16 protein-coding genes are annotated in these 15,249 nt (G+C 68.3%); 9 read left to right on the top strand and 7 right to left on the bottom strand.

Annotation, left to right across the window (positions count from 1 at the left end):
* Positions 1-3 precede the first annotated feature (3 nt).
* The 5 genes from K5L49_RS09040 to K5L49_RS09020 form a co-directional block, all read right to left on the bottom strand.
* Positions 4-1,278 (bottom strand): aminotransferase class V-fold PLP-dependent enzyme, encoded by a 1,275-nt coding sequence (locus K5L49_RS09040; RefSeq protein WP_223692099.1) that lies wholly within the window; start codon positions 1,276-1,278, stop codon positions 4-6.
* Between the two features lie 2 nt (positions 1,279-1,280).
* A complete protein-coding gene (locus K5L49_RS09035; protein WP_223692097.1) occupies positions 1,281-1,868 on the bottom strand; it encodes a cysteine hydrolase family protein in 588 nt (195 codons plus the stop codon).
* Positions 1,865-2,578 (bottom strand): hypothetical protein, encoded by a 714-nt coding sequence (locus K5L49_RS09030; RefSeq protein WP_223692095.1) that lies wholly within the window; start codon positions 2,576-2,578, stop codon positions 1,865-1,867. The genes K5L49_RS09035 and K5L49_RS09030 overlap by 4 nt, the downstream gene beginning before the upstream one ends.
* Positions 2,575-3,006: a MarR family winged helix-turn-helix transcriptional regulator gene (locus K5L49_RS09025; protein WP_223692093.1), complete on the bottom strand. Its 432-nt coding sequence runs from the start codon at positions 3,004-3,006 to the stop codon at positions 2,575-2,577. The genes K5L49_RS09030 and K5L49_RS09025 overlap by 4 nt, the downstream gene beginning before the upstream one ends.
* Positions 3,007-3,131: 125 nt before the next feature.
* Entirely contained in the window at positions 3,132-3,458 is a 327-nt protein-coding gene (locus tag K5L49_RS09020) for a hypothetical protein (RefSeq protein ID WP_223692091.1), read from the bottom strand.
* A gap of 77 nt (positions 3,459-3,535) precedes the next feature.
* On the opposite strand from K5L49_RS09020, the gene K5L49_RS09015 reads away from it, so the two are divergent.
* On the top strand, positions 3,536-4,108 hold the full coding sequence (locus K5L49_RS09015; RefSeq protein ID WP_223692089.1) for a TetR/AcrR family transcriptional regulator: 573 nt from the start codon (positions 3,536-3,538) through the stop codon (positions 4,106-4,108).
* Here K5L49_RS09015 and K5L49_RS09010 read toward each other — a convergent pair.
* Together K5L49_RS09010 and K5L49_RS09005 are read right to left on the bottom strand one after the other, a co-directional pair.
* Positions 4,105-5,046: a hypothetical protein gene (locus K5L49_RS09010; protein ID WP_223692088.1), complete on the bottom strand. Its 942-nt coding sequence runs from the start codon at positions 5,044-5,046 to the stop codon at positions 4,105-4,107. The two genes, K5L49_RS09015 and K5L49_RS09010, sit on opposite strands and share 4 nt — an antisense overlap.
* A 76-nt stretch (positions 5,047-5,122) precedes the next feature.
* Entirely contained in the window at positions 5,123-5,881 is a 759-nt protein-coding gene (locus K5L49_RS09005) for an IclR family transcriptional regulator (RefSeq protein WP_223692086.1), read from the bottom strand.
* Positions 5,882-6,025: 144 nt separating this feature from the next.
* On the opposite strand from K5L49_RS09005, the gene K5L49_RS09000 reads away from it, so the two are divergent.
* Genes K5L49_RS09000 through K5L49_RS08965 form a run of 8 tightly spaced genes read left to right on the top strand, consistent with a single transcriptional unit; the run spans position 6,026 to position 15,229 of the window.
* On the top strand, positions 6,026-7,324 hold the full coding sequence (locus K5L49_RS09000; RefSeq protein WP_223692084.1) for an ABC transporter substrate-binding protein: 1,299 nt from the start codon (positions 6,026-6,028) through the stop codon (positions 7,322-7,324).
* A gap of 13 nt (positions 7,325-7,337) precedes the next feature.
* Entirely contained in the window at positions 7,338-8,276 is a 939-nt protein-coding gene (locus K5L49_RS08995) for a carbohydrate ABC transporter permease (protein WP_223692082.1), read from the top strand.
* Positions 8,273-9,109, top strand: a complete 837-nt coding sequence (locus K5L49_RS08990) for a carbohydrate ABC transporter permease (protein WP_223692081.1) — start codon at positions 8,273-8,275, stop codon at positions 9,107-9,109. Before K5L49_RS08995 ends, K5L49_RS08990 begins: the two co-directional genes overlap by 4 nt.
* Positions 9,110-9,111: 2 nt before the next feature.
* Positions 9,112-11,637, top strand: a complete 2,526-nt coding sequence (locus tag K5L49_RS08985; RefSeq protein ID WP_223692079.1) for a glycoside hydrolase family 38 N-terminal domain-containing protein — start codon at positions 9,112-9,114, stop codon at positions 11,635-11,637.
* A gap of 13 nt (positions 11,638-11,650) precedes the next feature.
* Positions 11,651-12,859, top strand: a complete 1,209-nt coding sequence (locus K5L49_RS08980) for an enolase C-terminal domain-like protein (protein ID WP_223692077.1) — start codon at positions 11,651-11,653, stop codon at positions 12,857-12,859.
* Positions 12,853-13,506, top strand: coding sequence for an RraA family protein (locus K5L49_RS08975; protein WP_223692075.1), 654 nt, complete (start codon positions 12,853-12,855; stop codon positions 13,504-13,506). Before K5L49_RS08980 ends, K5L49_RS08975 begins: the two co-directional genes overlap by 7 nt.
* Positions 13,506-14,468 carry a DUF4432 family protein gene (locus K5L49_RS08970; RefSeq protein WP_223692073.1) on the top strand — a complete coding sequence of 321 codons (963 nt, stop codon included), beginning with the start codon at positions 13,506-13,508 and terminating at the stop codon, positions 14,466-14,468. The genes K5L49_RS08975 and K5L49_RS08970 overlap by 1 nt, the downstream gene beginning before the upstream one ends.
* Before the next feature lie 2 nt (positions 14,469-14,470).
* On the top strand, positions 14,471-15,229 hold the full coding sequence (locus K5L49_RS08965; protein ID WP_223692071.1) for an SDR family NAD(P)-dependent oxidoreductase: 759 nt from the start codon (positions 14,471-14,473) through the stop codon (positions 15,227-15,229).
* Positions 15,230-15,249 lie beyond the last annotated feature (20 nt).

The raw sequence follows: 15,249 nt of genomic DNA, 5'->3' as shown, positions 1-15,249 counted from the left end.
CGCTCACCGGCCTGCTCCCGATCGGATCGGTCGCGGAGTTGGGAGGGCGTCGATGAGCTGATCGAGCTCGTCGTCGGTGTTGTAGTAGTGCACAGATGCGCGGACCAGGTCGGGCAGTCCGCGGGCGGGAAGATCCAGGCGGGCGTGCTCGACGAGTGACACGCTGGTGTTCACCCGCCGCCCGGACAGGCTGCGCTGCACGTCGTGGGCGGACACCCCGTCGACCGTGAAGGTGACGATGCCGCAACGCCGCAGGCCCCGATCCCGCACCTGCACCCCGTCCACGCTGTTCAATCGTGTTCGCAGCCGGTCGGCGAGCGCGGTGACGCGGGCCTCGATGGCGGGGAGCCCCCACGAGAGGGCGTAGTCGACGGCGGCCCCCAGGCCGATCTTGGTGGCGTAGTTGGTCTCCCACGACTCGAATCGGCGCGCGTCCGGGCGGATGACGTACCGGTCCGGTGCCGTCCAGGTAGCGGCGTGCAGGTCGAGGAACGGCGGCTCGAGCCTGTCGAGGATTGACGCGCGCACGTAGAGGAATCCGGTTCCGCGGGGTCCTCGCAGGAATTTGCGTCCGGTGGCCGAGAGCAGGTCGCAGCCGATCCGGTCCACGTCGATGGGCAGCTGCCCGATCGACTGACAGGCGTCGAGCAGAAACGGTACGCCGGCCTCGCGGGCGAGCGCGCCGACCTGCTCGGCAGGGTTGACCAGCCCGCCGTGCGTCGGCACATGCGTCATGGCGATGAGCTTGATGGGGCCGGCGGGGTCGTTGAGGCGACGGCGCAGGTCGGCCACCGACAGTTGCCCGTGTTCGTCGTCGTCGACGAACTCCACCACCGCGCCGGTTCGGGCAGCGACCTGCAGAAGCGCGATGACGTTGCTCGCATATTCGGCGGAGCGGGCGGCCAGGATGCGGTCGCCCGGTTCGAACGACATCGCGTAGAACGCCATGTCCCACGCGCGGGTGGCGTTCTCCACCACGGCGATCTCTTCGATTCGGGCGCCGATGAGCCGGGCGATCGACGTGTACGTCCCGGCGATCTGATCGCCGGCGGCCGCTGCGGCCTCATACCCGCCGCTCTCGGACTCGCGATGCAGGTGCGCTACCACGGCTTCGGTCACCGGCAGCGGTGGCAGTGCCGCGCCGGCATTGTTCAGGTGCGCCACCCGGAGCGTTCCCGGCGTCTCCCGCCGCGCCCGTTCGACGTCGAGCGCCGGGAGACCGACCGGCGAGCCCGGGTGCGTCGGTTCGCGTACCTCGTCAGCCGTGCGTTGAGACATCGTCACCCTTCAACCCTCGCGGTGTTCGACGGCAGCGAAGCGATGAGGGTATCGGTTGGGCGCAGCGCCGCGAGAAGGGGAAGGACGAAAGCAAGCGAGTTCTTGTGTCGTTCGGGTGCGTCCGCCACCGCGTCGGTGGCCACGACGACCCGGAGGCCGCGCTCGAAGGCGGACCGCGCCGTCGACTCTACCGCCACGCCTGTCGCCAGTCCACAGAGGACGATCGTCTCGGCGCCGAGCTCGGCCAGGACGAGTGACAGGGTGGAGCTTCCGAAGGCACTCCACCGGGGTTTGGACACCTGATGCGAGACGGACCCGATCAGCTCCTCCGGAATCGTCGCATCGCCTGGTCGCACGTCACGTGCCGGCGGAACGACATCCGCCCCGGCATTGACCGGTGCGGCCGACGGATGCTCGAAGTCGAGAGACACCGCGATGACCGGCCGACCGGCGCGGGCGAACGCTTCGGCGAGTCTCACCGAGTTCGCCAGAGCCGGAGCGGCGAGTTCGCCGGGGAGGCGGCGGAGGATCCCGTGTTGGAGGTCGACGGTGACGAGGGCCGCCGAGGTCAGATCCAGGATGGCGGTCACCGGCGGTCTCCCAGCGTTTCACGCTGCTCGACCGGTCGCACGCACAGTCCGACGGCCGTGACGAAGATCAGCAGGAGGGGAAGCGAGACCCACGCGGCGACGGAGAAGGCGTTGCTGCGCGCGAGGTAGCCGATCGCGGAGGCGAGCAGGGCGATGCCGGTGACGAGCCCGGTCGGGAGGAGCCAGAGAGGCAATCGCACCTGTCGTCGCCAGCGTGCGGCGGAGATCGCGAACACCAGGACGGCGAGCAACACCATCTTGAGCCCGTCGAGCTCGTTCAGGGTGAAGGTCAGCGAACTCGCCAGAGAGGCGTTGCGACCGCGCACCGCGATCTCGATCAGGCAGACGCCCAGCACCGTCTGTGTCAGGGAGACGGCGACCGCCATCACGCCGGCGATCAGTGCGGTGCTCCGCGCTCCACCCCGTTCTGTCGCCCGCCAGAACCCGATCACCACGATCAGGAGGGCGAGGGCCGCGACACCCTCGGTCAGAAGGAACTGGAGCGTGAGCGTGGCGGTCTGGGGTGCATCCTCACGGATGATCGCCGAACCGTCGGCGGTCACATCCGTTGAGGACGAGGTCAGGAGGAGGCCGATGATCCAGGCGACGCTGTAGCCGACCCCGGCCACGCGGAGGGGCCAGCGCCGTGCGGGCACCGGTGGCCGCTGTTCGGGTTTGTCGAGGGGCGGTGTGATCGTCGAGTCGGTCATGCGATGTCTCCCTTGGGTTCGTTGTGCGACTGAGGGTGTTCGGCGGACGGCTCCAGGTTGGTGCGCGCCCGGGTCAGGAGGCGGATCAGGACGGCCCGCTCGGAGTCGTCGAATCCTTCGGTGGCGACCGCGTTCACCGCGGCGATGTGTGCGCTGATGGTCTCGCGCACGCGCTGGATCTCGGCCGGGCGGGCGTCGACCAGATAGACCCGTTGCAGCCGATTGTTCGCCGGGTCGCGTCGTCGCGTCACGAGACCGCGCTCTTCCATCCGCTTCAGCATCACGGTGAGGGTCGCGGGGTCGATGGCCGTCTTCTGCGAGATCTCTTTCTGGGTCTGGCCGTCGTCGTTCCAGAGGCTGGCCATCACCCGCCACTGGGTCGGCGTGAACGACAGGGACTCGAATCGCGCGGCGAGTTCTGCGGTCATTCGATGAGACACCCGACCGACAATGAAACCGAGACTCGAAACGAGGTCGGACGTCGATGAGTCCACCGCGCTCCGCATAATTGATGCATCCATGATTCGTATACTAATTGCGCCGCGGGAGGATGTCAATCAGGTCGGTCGCCGGAAGTCTCCCGCCGGTCGGGCGCGGCAGGGGCGCGCCCGAATGCGCCGGGGCCGGCATGGAAGAGACCCATGGCGAGCGCCCCCAGGGCGCATCCGGCGAAGGCCGGCCACGGGTGCGCCTCGGGTCGGGCGATCATCCAGAGCAGTCCGGCGACCACGAGAGACCCCCAGCCGGCGAGCAGATTGGGAACGGGGCGATTGCTGAAGATCATCGGATACGGGGATCGGGTGATCCCCTTGACGAAATGCGGTACTCCGTTGGCGCCGAAGAGACCGACGACGAACATCACGAGTGCGGAGACGATCATGAGACACCTTTCGATGGTTTCGTTCCGCAAGTGTAGAACGAAATCGTCGATTCATTCACCTTCCGTAGAATGAATTCATGCCGGATGCCGAAACGTCGCGCAGCACGCAGCGTCGCGACACTCAGAAGAGGATCCTCGACGCCGCCCGCACGCTCTTCGCCGAGCGCGGATACGAGAGGACGACCATCCGCGGCATCGCCACGCTGGCCTCCGCCGACCCCCGGCTCGTCTCGCACTACTACGGGGCGAAGGAGCAGCTCTTCGCGGCGGCCGTCCGCCACGATGTCGAACCGGATGCGGGCGCCGGCCCGATCTCGCCGGCCGAGGTGATGCTCGAGAACCTGGGAATGAAGATCTCCGGGCTACCCGAAACGTCGCTCGCGATGTTCCGTTCGATGCTGACGCACCCCGAAGCGGCCGAACTCGCCCGGGCGGAGATCGACGACCGCATCCGATCCCTCGCCTCGATGATCAGCGCCGACGACGCCGACCTTCGCGCGGCCCTGCTGCTCGCCGTCACCATCGGGGTCACGGTCGCCCGGGAGCTCGTGGAGGTCGCGGAACTGCGCGAGGCATCCCCGGCCGCGATCGCGGCCATCCTCCTGCCGGCGTTCGACGCGCTGACGACGAGCGACCGAATCGAACCCTAGGCTCCGGCCGCCTCCCACCAGTTCACGACTCGGAGCGCGCGTAGGGTCACCCACCGGCTCGGCCGGCCTTCGCCCGCGTCGAGATCGAAGTGGGTCGGCCCCTGGTGGGTGTTCTCGAGCATCCACGGGCCCGCGCCGTCACGTTTGGACGCGACCAGCTCGACGGCCTCCGCGCAGCGCGGGTCGGGTGGGAGGCCGGTGGAGCGGAAGTGTTCCAGGGCGCGGAGCACGTCGTAGTACCAGCGGTTCGGATACGACAGCATCGTGAAGCGCGGATCGACCAGGCGGCCGTTCGAGCGGCGTCTGAGCAGACCGCGTTCGAGTAGATACTCCTCCCCTCGCCGGCGCGCATTCGTGACGGCCTCCGAGGTTCCGCCCGCCTTCTCCCAGGCGAGCAGGCCGTCGAGCACGCCGATGGTCGAGTTGAACGAAGAGACCGTGGCGCCGTACTCGGCCCAGCAGTTCCATCCGCCGTCGGGCAGCGCATCCGAGACGAGTCGCTCGATGGCCCGGTCAACGTTCTCGCCGAAGTACGCACCGATCGCGGCCACCATGCCGTTGACGCACGGTTCGGTCTCGCCCGCGAAGAACGGTGTGTGCGCATCCCAGCGCACGTTCTCCCGCACGCGCGCGATCGCCGTTCGTGCGGGGAGGCTTGCCGGATCCAAGCCGAAGTCGCGCAGCTGCTGGAGCGAGAAGGTGGTCGCGGTCCAGGCGTCGAAGAACGGTTTCGACTCGTCCACCCACCCGGGGCGATATGTGCCGCCGTCCCAGTGACCACGCGCATCCTGCAGTGCCAACAACCGGGCGCCCCACCCCTGCGTGCCGACGCGGGCGCGTTCCGCCTCGACCTCGTCGGGCGGCGCATCGAGGAGGTCGCGTAGAACCTGCCAGCGCAGGGCGGGGTCGGAATCGAGCAGCCAGTCGATCACGGTCACGTCCGACAGGGTAGGCCTCTCCGTGCCCTGAGACAACGATCGAGGCGAAGCTCGCCGGGCTCGCTCGGCGTCGTCGCTACCTCGGATACCCGTCGACGAGTCGGTGCAGGAGGTCCGCGTACTCGACGATTTTGTCGGCGGAGAGGCGAGCAGAAGGTGCGGAGACGCTGATGGCGTTCGTCGTGCCCCGGGTGGGGAGGACGACGGCGACCGCGCGCATCATCTCGGCGCTCTCCTCGTCGTCGACGGCGTAGCCGCGCTCGCGGGTCCGTTCGAGTTCTTCGCGCAGGCGGGCGCGACTCGTGATCGTCGCGGGGGTGAGGGCCGCGAGTCGCGCGGGGAGAAGCTCGTCCACGTCGTCCCAAGGGCGCTGGGCGAGCATGACCTTGCCCATCGCCGTGGCGTGGGCGGGAAGGCGGCGACCGACCGCACTGTACATCCGCAGCGGATGCGGCGACTCGCGTTTGGCGAGGTACACGACGTCGGCTCCGTCCAGGCGGCCGAGGTGGGAGGCCTCCTGGGCGGTCTCGGTGATCGTCGTCAGGAGGGGCTGCGACAGCTGGACCACTTCGTCGATGTCGACGTAGCGCGTCCCGGTGAGGAGGGCGCGCAGGCCGACGCGATAGTGCGTGTGCGTGATCTCATCGGTCTCCACCCACCCGCGGCGCTCCATGGTGCCGAGCAGCTTGTGGAGGCTGCTCTTGGGTGTGCCGAGGCGTCGGGCGATTTCGGACAGTGTCAGCCGCTCGTCGGTCGATGCCAGGAGTTCCAGAACATCGAGGGTCCGCTCGGCGGATTTGACCCCGGTGGGAGTCTGCGGGACGGAGATCGTCATGGCTGTACTCTACATCTGTTCCAAATATGGAACAATATTCATCCTGTTGAACATTGACAGGGCTGATCGGTCTCCGTAGTGTGTCCGATAGGAAACACTGTTCACATACACGAACGAATCCCTCACCTGAGCAAAGGAGCTCGAATGCGTTCCCGGAGCACCACAGCACTAGGACTCGCCACGCTGGCGATCGTCGGCCTGACCTTGGCCGGCTGCAGCAGCAGCGGCGGGTCCGACACCGGCAAGGTGACGATCACCTACGCCACGTCCACCACGGCGGAAATCTTCGACCAGGGCGAGAAACCCCTGATCGCCGCCTTCCAGAAGGCCAACCCGAACATCACGGTGAAGGTCGAGCAGACGCCGCTGGCCAACTACAACACCAAACTGACCACCGAGTTCCGCGGCGGTCAGGGGCCAGACCTCGGCCGGGTCAACCACACCGACATCCAGACGTTCGCCGGCGGCAACTTCCTCGCCCCGCTCGACACGATCATCTCGGACAACAAGATCGACACGGGGGAGCTCATCCCCGGTCTGGTGGACGTCGGAAAGGTGGCGGGCAAGCAGATGACGCTCCCGATCACCACCGACACGCGTGCGCTGTTCTACAACCCGACCCTGCTGAAGGCGAAAGGCATCGAGAAGCCTCCGGCCACCTGGGCGGAACTCCTGACCGACGTCAAGAAGTTCGCCGGCGGCGACGTCTACGGCTACGGCTTCCCCAGCGACACCGACTACGCCCTGACCTATGAGACGGTCGGACCGTACATGAAGGGCGCCGACGGCGAGATCCTGAAGAGCGACGGCAAGACGTCGAAGGCGGTCGCGGGCGACTCCGCAGGAACGCTGGCGGCTGTCAAGCTCATCCAGGACATCGTCAAGACCGGCGCCGTGCCGCCGGGCACCGACAACATGACCGGAGACACGCTGGCGCAGCTCTTCGCTCAGAACAAGCTGGCGTTCATGCTCGGGGGGCCATGGGTCAAGGCCTCATTGGAGACCAACAACCCGAACATCACGTACGGCACGGACTACCAGACGGCGGTCGTCCCGGTGGAGAACGCCGGCGACCCGTCCGGTTCGACGGCCGGCGGCTGGCAGATCGGGGTCTTCAAGAACTCGAAGCACCAAGCGGCGGCCGGCAAGCTCCTCGCCTTCATCATGGAACGGCAGAACCTCATCGACCTGAACAAGGCCGAGGCGTTTCCGCCGCTGAAAGACGGACTGAGCACCTCGCCCTGGTCGGACGACCCGTTCTACAAGGCGTACAACGAGATCCTTCCCCACGCCGGGCTGCCGATGCCGCCCGTCTCGCGGATCGCCGAGGTCTCCGCGGCGTTCGAGAAGACGATCATCCCCGTGATCGTCGACCCGACGAAGTCGGCCGAATCCGCATTGAAGGACTTCGACCAGCAGGTCAACACGCAGATCCTCGGTTGAGAGCCGGCATCCGATGACGACGCAGATGTCAACGGATGCGGCGCCCGCCGCGGTGGACTCCCTGACGAGTCCACCGCGGCGCGGAACCCGCATCAGACGTGCGAAGGCCTGGCCGTTCGCCCTCCCGGCGTTCATCGCCCTCGCCCTCGTGCTGCTCTATCCGCTGGGCTACAACGTGTGGATCAGTCTGCATATCGATCGGCTCAGCCCGCAGGACGGCGAGTTCGTCTGGTTCGACAATTACATCAAGGTCTTCGAGAGCGGCGCCCTCGTGGCAACGCTCGGCCGCACGCTGATCTTCACGCTCGGCTCGCTGGTACTCCAGTTCATCGTCGGGCTGGTCTCCGCCCTCGCCCTGGAGGCGTTCCCCCGCGCGGCCAAAGTGATCCGGCCTCTGCTGCTCACCCCGTGGGTAATGCCCGGTGTGGCGGTAGCGACGATCTGGCTCGCGATCCTGAACCCCATTTCCGGGCTCGCGAACCGGCTGCTCGGCCTGGTGGGTGTCGAGCCCGTCCAGTGGTTGTCGACGCCCACACTCGCGATGCTGAGCCTGATCGTCGTCAACACCTGGAAGTCGGCGCCGTACTGGATGCTTATGCTCTCCGCCGGTCTGAAGACCGTGCCGAAGGAGGTCGTCGAGGCTGCTCGAGTCGACGGCGCCTCGTACCTGCGGGTCGTCTGGCACGTGCTGCTGCCGGGCATCCGGCCCGTGCTCGCGACCACCTCGCTTCTCGCCTTCATCTGGACGTTCAACTACTTCGACCTCGCCTACCTGCTGACCAACGGCGGGCCCGGGGATGCGACGACGACACTGCCGTTCGCCATCTGGGAGTCGGCGCTCAAGTTCAACCGCTTCGACCAGGCGGCCGCATACTCGGTGCTCTCCATCGCCCTGACCGGCATCGCGATCGCGTTCTACCTCCGGGCGACCAGGAAGCAGGCACGCTCATGACGACGGCAACCGTCTCCCTCCGCCGGTTCCCCTGGACGGCGGCGATCGTTCTCGGTCTCGTTCTGATCGGAACGCTGCTCCCGGTCTACTGGATGGTCACCTCCTCGCTGAAGTCCTCCGCCGAACTCGCCCGCATCCCGGTGACGCTCTGGCCGCAGTCGCTGAGCTTCGACCAGTACAACAAGGTCTTCGAGGAGGGTTCGCTGCTTCCGGCGACGCTGCAGTCGCTGATCATCGCACTCACGACGACGTTCTTCGTTGTCGTCTTCGGGAGCGCCTCCGCCTACGCGGTCACCCACCTCCGGTTCCGCGGCACCCGATCGCTTCTCTCGCTCAGCCTGGTGACGCAGCTCCTGCCGCAGGCGGCGACGCTCGTGCCGATCTTCATTCTCTGGACCAACCTCGGGCTCGTGAACCAGCTGCCGGGGGTGACCCTCATCTACATCGCCTTCCAGCTGCCGGTGGCGGTCTGGATCATCACCGGGCACTTCTCGGCGATCCCCCGCGAGGTGCTCGAGGCGGCGGATGTCGATGGAAGCGGTTCCGTGCGCACGCTGGTGCGAATCGTGATGCCGATGGCCGCGCCCGGAATCGCCGCCGTCGCGATCTGGTGCATCATCGGCTGCTGGAGCGAACTGCTCTTCGCGCTCATCCTCCTCAGCGGAGCGAACCGCACCGTGCCGGTCGCGCTCTCCGGCCTGATCGGTGAGCACACCACCGATCAGGGCCTGCTGCTCGCGGCGGCCACGCTCGCTGCGCTGCCCCCGCTGATCCTCTTCTTCTTCCTGCAGAAGTACTTCTCCAACGGCCTGGCCGGCGCGGTCAAAGGCTGACAATGACGATCGAAAGGACCATCCCTGTGACTCCGGCGCCCTCCGTCGCGATCATCCCCTCCTCGCACCTCGACCTGTTCTGGCTGGGCGACTACCGCAACTGCCTCCGGCGGGGTGACGACGTCATCCGCTCGTATGTCGACCGGGCCGTGGAATCGGGGGACGAGACCTTCGTCATCGACACCGCGATCTTCGCCGAGCATTTCCTCGCCGAGCACCCCGAATACGAGGGGCGGGTTCGTCGGCTGATCGCAGAAGGGCGGCTCGAGATCGGTGCCGCCTACATCGACCGCTGGGAGAACCTGGTGCTCGGCGAGTCGATCATCCGCAATATCCAGATCGGCCGATCCTGGGCGAAAGACCGTCTGGGGATCGAAACGAAGCTGGCGGCCCACCCCGACCTCCCCGGACTCAACGCCCAGACCGCGCAGATCTACTCGCAGGCCGGCATCGGCTACTACGTCACGAGCCGCAAACTCTTCCAGGAGGGCCGGATATGGCGGCACCGCGCCCCCGACGGTTCGGCGCTGACCATGCTCACCTGGCCCTGGCACTATGTGTTCATCCCGCTCGACGGCTCCGGGCTCGACCCGCGCGCGAGCGGTGACGCATTCGTCAACTCCGGCACATCCCTCTCGTTCGATGACGTCGAAGGCCGTTACCCGCACGGCGTGATCCCGGTCTCCGGCTCGGCCGGCGACCTCACCACCGCCGCCGACTTCACCACCCGCTACGGCAAGGACCAGCGCGAATACGTGGGCCAGTACCGCGCATCGGGCGTCGATGTCGGCTACGCCATCCCCGCGACAGTTCTGGCCCCGTACCTTGACTCCGACACCGAACTTCCGGAGGTCACCGGTTCGCTCCCGAGCGTCTGGGGCGTCGCCCCGGATGAGGAGATGCGGTTCTTCCACCGGGTGCGCGCACTCGAAGAGCTCCTGCTCGACGCCGAGACCGCCAGCGTGATCGGTGTCGCCGCCGGGCGCCCCGCTCTGCCCGAATCGGCCGGCGCCTGGCGCGGTCTCTTCGCCGAAGACGCCTACTTCGCCGCCCCCGACACCCCGCCGGCGGGTAAGGAATGGGAATGGCTGTGGCGGATGCACGTGTTCACCCAGGACCACAACGGTGGCGGCCAGGACGGCCCGCTCTCCATCTTCCAGAAGAAGGTGCGGCACGATCGCGCTCGCGGCTACGCGCTCGACGTGCTGCAGCATGCGCTCGGATCCGAGGGGTCGACGCAACCATCGGTGCTGCGCACCCGACTCGGGCACAACGCCTCCGAGGTCGTCGTCGACGCCGAGACCGCGGATGCGCTCGAACCCTGGCTCCGCTCGCAGCCGGCGGGATCCTGGCAGTCGCTCCTCGATGACGACGGAACCCGCACGATCGCCCTGGCTCTCGACCCGGTCACCGGAGTCGGCGCTCGGCCTCTCGAGGTCGACGGCAGCCGCACGGCGCCATTCACCGACCGGAACGCCGAGTCGGTCCGCATCGGCACGGACTCGGTTGAGGTGACGATCGATCGTGCGACCGGAGCGACGACGATCCGGGATGTGCGCTCGGGCAGCGACCGGGTGGTGCCGCTCGGCGGTGCGTACGCCGTGCCCGAACTCGGCAACGATGTGACCCTGGCGACCGACGAATCCGGCCGGATCGACGCCGTGGTGCTCGGAGTCGATCTGCTCGACGCGGGTCCGATCGTCGCCCGCGCCGCCATCCGCTGGCGCCTGCTCGACGTGGTCTGGACCACCAGCGTGCGGGTGTGGGCGGGGTCGGGACGGGTCGACGTCGAGACCGTCGTCGACTGGCCCGGGTTCGAGCGTTGGCAGATCCGGCTTCCGCTGGCCGCCGCCCCTCGGGCGCAGGTCACGCATGGCACGCCGTTCCACGCATCCGGCTGGCTCGAGGTTCCGGCCGAGCAGCATCCGCTCATGCCCGACGAGATCTCGGCAGACGACCTCGCCGCCTACCGTGAGGTGCAGCACTGGGTGCATGTCGGTTGGCCGCAGGCCGAGCCGGGACTTGCCGTGCTCACGACGCATCCCGCGTTCCGCCACGACGGCGGGACCCTGGAGGCGGTGTTGCTGCGCACTGCGCCGTCGTGCGGCGACCCGCGCATGGCGTGGACCAACCCGGGGCGCACCTCCTGGGCATTCACCCTGCTCGCGACCGATGCCGACTGGCGCCGCGCCGACGTTCCTGAGCTGGCCGACATCGCATGGCGCGAACCCCGCGTCGTCGCCGCCGGGGCACCGGAACGGGTGGAGCTGCTGACCAACGAGGGCGAACCCGTTCGGCTCTCGGCGCTCTTCCTCGACGGCGACGAGGTGACGGCCCGTCTCGTCAACCAGTCCGATCGGCCGGCGACCGTGCGGCTCCGCGGCCGGGCGGTGGGCGACAGCGCCGTTCTGACCGACCTCGACGGCCGGCCCCAGCACACGGTCGACGCCGCCGATGGCGCGCTGACCATCACCCTTCCCGCCTGGCGGATTCAGACCATCCGGCTCGGCGCTCTCCGCGCCCGATAGACCAAGGAGAATCGTGGACAAATTGAGGATCGGACGCATCGAAGCGTTCGAGGTGACACTGCCCATCGAGGCGCCCATCCGGCATTCGTACGGTGTGCACGAAGCGTTCACCCGAACGATCGTGAAGGTGCACACCGCCGACGGGCTCGTAGGTCTCGCCGAGACGGCGGCCAGCGCGGAGGAGGTGATCCGCGCCGGCAGCGTCGTCGTCGGTCTGAGCGCGCTCGAGACGGGCAGCATCCGGATGCGCATCACCGAGCGCTTCTACTGGAGTAAGAACCCGCTGGTCGCCTCCGCCATCGAGATGGCCTGCGTCGACATCATCGGAAAGGCGCTCGGGGTGCCGGCCCACCAGATCCTCGGCGGGGCCGTTCGCGACCACATCGATCTGGCGGCGTACTGCTTCTACCGCTACGAGTCGCCGACGCACGCTGCCGTCACGACACCGGATGAGATGGCCAGGCATGCTTACGACCTGGTGCAGCGCTACGGGTTCGGAACGGTGAAGCTGAAAGCGGGCGTGCAGGAGCCGGCGATCGAGGTGGAGACGTTGCGCGCCATCCGGGATCTGCTTCCCGGAATCAAGCTGCGCATCGACCCGAACGCGGCCTGGGCCCCGGCGACGGCGATGGGGTTGCTCGGCCAGCTCGCCGAGATCGGTCTGGAGTATCTGGAGGATCCGGTGGCAGGGCAGGCCGGGATGGCCGAGGTGCGCTCGAAGACGGCTCTCCCGCTCTCGACGAATATGTGCGTAGTCGATTTCGATGACATCCCGAGCGCCCTAGCCCTCGGCAGCGTCGATGTGATCCTCTCCGACCCGTGGTACTGGGGCGGTCCGCTGCAGACCAAGACACTCGCCGATCTGTGCCGCATCCACGGTCTCGGCATGGGGATGCACTCGGGCATCGAGCTCGGCATCGGCATGGCGGTCATGGCGCACACCGGCGTGACCATCCCGCAGCTCACGCTCGCCGTCGATGCCCACCACCACCACCTCGTGGACGATGTGATCGCCGGCCCGCGGCTGCTCCCTACCGGCGACGGGCGGCTCGCCCCTCCGGATGGTCCCGGCTGGGGTGTCGAGCTCGACGACGACAAGGTCGAGCAGTACCGGGAGCTGCACCGCAGCGGTCGCTACGCGAACCTCTACGTGGCCGGCGACTCGGGCAACGGGGCCGATCGATTCCGCCCCGAATGGAACCCGGTGATGCCGGCATGGTGACCATCGATCTGGCCCGGGTGCGGGCCCACCTCGGTTCCTCCGTGCTCTCTGACATGCTGGATGCTGTCGGACTCCGGCACCAATGCCTTGCGGCCGGACTCGTCCCGCTCGAGGCGGACACCGTCATCGCCGGGTACGCGTTCCCGGTCACCATCCGCCGCGTGTTCGACGTTCCGGAGACGCCGTTCGCTGGCCTCGTAGCCGCGCTGGATGCAATCGGCCCCGACGAGGTGTTCATCACGCCCACCCAGCGTGCCCGCGACATCGCCGTGTGGGGTGAACTGCTCAGCACGGCGTGCATCGCCCGCGGGGCCGCCGGTGCCATCACCGATGGACTCGTGCGTGACACTCGGCAGGTGCGGGGGCTGGGCTTCCCGGTCGTCTCGGGCGGCACGATCCCTTACGACAGCATGGGCCGGCACGAGATCACAGCGCACCGGGTGCCCTGCGCGATCGACGGTGTGCGCATCGAGCCCGGCGACCTCGTCGTGGCCGACTCCGACGGCGTCGTGGTCGTACCGGCCGCTCGGGCGGCGGAGATCGTCGAGGCGGCCCTGGCGAAGCGTTCCAGCGAATTGGAGTTCCGGCAGGCGGTTGCCGACGGGATGCTCGCATCCGACGCGTTCCGCACCTTCGGCGTTCTGTGATGCCGGGTGTCCGCGAGGTCACCGCGACCGACGATGTTCTGGCGCACACGGCGATGCAGGTGGTCGCCGACGGGCCGGGCGCCGGAAGCCGGGTTCTCGCGGTCGCGCCGGCCGGGGGAGTGCACGCCCGTGTGCTGCTCGATCGGGGGCTCGACCTCGGGGCGGCCTGGTTCGGCGGAGAGCCCGTGGCTTGGTTGTCGGCGATGGGTGAGCGCCCTCCCGGCTCGGGCGACGCCGGAGAGGGGTGGCACGATGGCTGGGCCGGCGGGCTGCTCACCACCTGCGGTCTGCAGAACGTCGGGTTGCCGAGCGAAGGTCATGGCCGCCACGGTCGATTCAGCGAGCTCGCCGCGACCGACCTCTCCGTCGACCGGCAGGTCGACGAATCCGGCGCCGGGCGCATCGTGGTCGCGGGGACACTCCACGAACCCGTCGGTCTGGGCCGCGGCATCCGGGTGCGGCGTCGGCTCACCTTCCCGATCGGCGCCGGTGTCGTCGAACTCGAGGATGTCGCCACCAACCTGAGCGCCGAGCGGTTGCAGGCCCCGCTTCTGTACCACCTGAACATCGGCCACCCTTTTCTCGGGCCGGACTCCGTTCTGCTTCACCGCGACGGTGCCGCGTTCACTGCCGCGCCCGGATCGGTGCCCATGGGTTCCCCTTCTGTCGAGCCCGACACGGTGACGGAGCACCAACCGATCGTCGGCGCCGACCACATCGCCACGGTCGCCCTGCGCTCCTCGCGGCTCGGGATGCAGACCACGGTCGCCTGGGACGCCCGCACCCTGCCCCGGCTGTTCCACTGGCAGCGCCGCGCCCCGGGCTCGTATGTGTGCGCGATCGAGCCCGCGAACTGTAGCGTGCAGGGGCGGGCTTTCGACCGCGACGACGGGCGCGACCCTGTGCTCGCACCGGGGGAGACCCGCCGCACGTGGCTGCGCAACACCATCGAGAGGATCTGAGGATGACCGACTCACCGCTCCGAGGCATCCGCGCCCTCGTCACGGGTAGCAGTGCGGGAATCGGGGAGTCCATCGTGCGCGCCTTCGCCGCCGCCGGGGCCACCTGCATCGTCCACGGCCGGCGCCGGGAGACAGTGGAGCGGATCGCGCGCGAGATCGGCGGAGAGGCGGTCGTCGCCGACCTCGCCGACCGGAACGCGCCCGACCGGATCGTGGCCGAGATCGCCGAGCGCGGGGGGCTCGACGTGCTCGTCAACAACGCGGGCTTCGAGGCGTCGGCGACCGTTTCCGAGCTGCTGACCGACGATTTCGCACGGGTGCTCGAAGTCAACCTCGTGGCGCCCGCGGCCCTCATGCGCCTGTGCGTGCCACTGCTCCGGCAGAGCCGTGCGCCCTCGATCATCAACGTTACGTCGATCCATGAGTCGGTCCCGGTCAGCGGGAACGGCGCATACGCGTCGGCGAAGGCCGGGCTGGCCTCCCTGACGCGCACGGCGGCGATCGAGCTCGGTCCGGAGGGCATCAGGGTGAACTCGATCGCCCCCGGCGCCATCCGGACCGACATGAATCGCGATCTGATCGGGGCCGTCGGCGAAGACCGGTTCGCGTCCTGGATCCCGCTCGGCCGTGTCGGCGTGCCCCAGGAGGTGGCCGATGTCGCCGTGTTCCTCGCCGGCGACGCGGCCCGCTACATCTCCGGCGCCTCCATCGTCGTGGATGGCGCCTATTCGAACCATCTCGTGAGGTACGGCGAAGACTGACGCGTGCCGCCGATGCGGTG

The organism is Leifsonia poae (assembly GCF_020009625.1).
Lineage (GTDB): Bacteria > Actinomycetota > Actinomycetes > Actinomycetales > Microbacteriaceae > Leifsonia > Leifsonia poae_A.
This window is presented reverse-complemented; position numbering and strand designations above follow the sequence as displayed.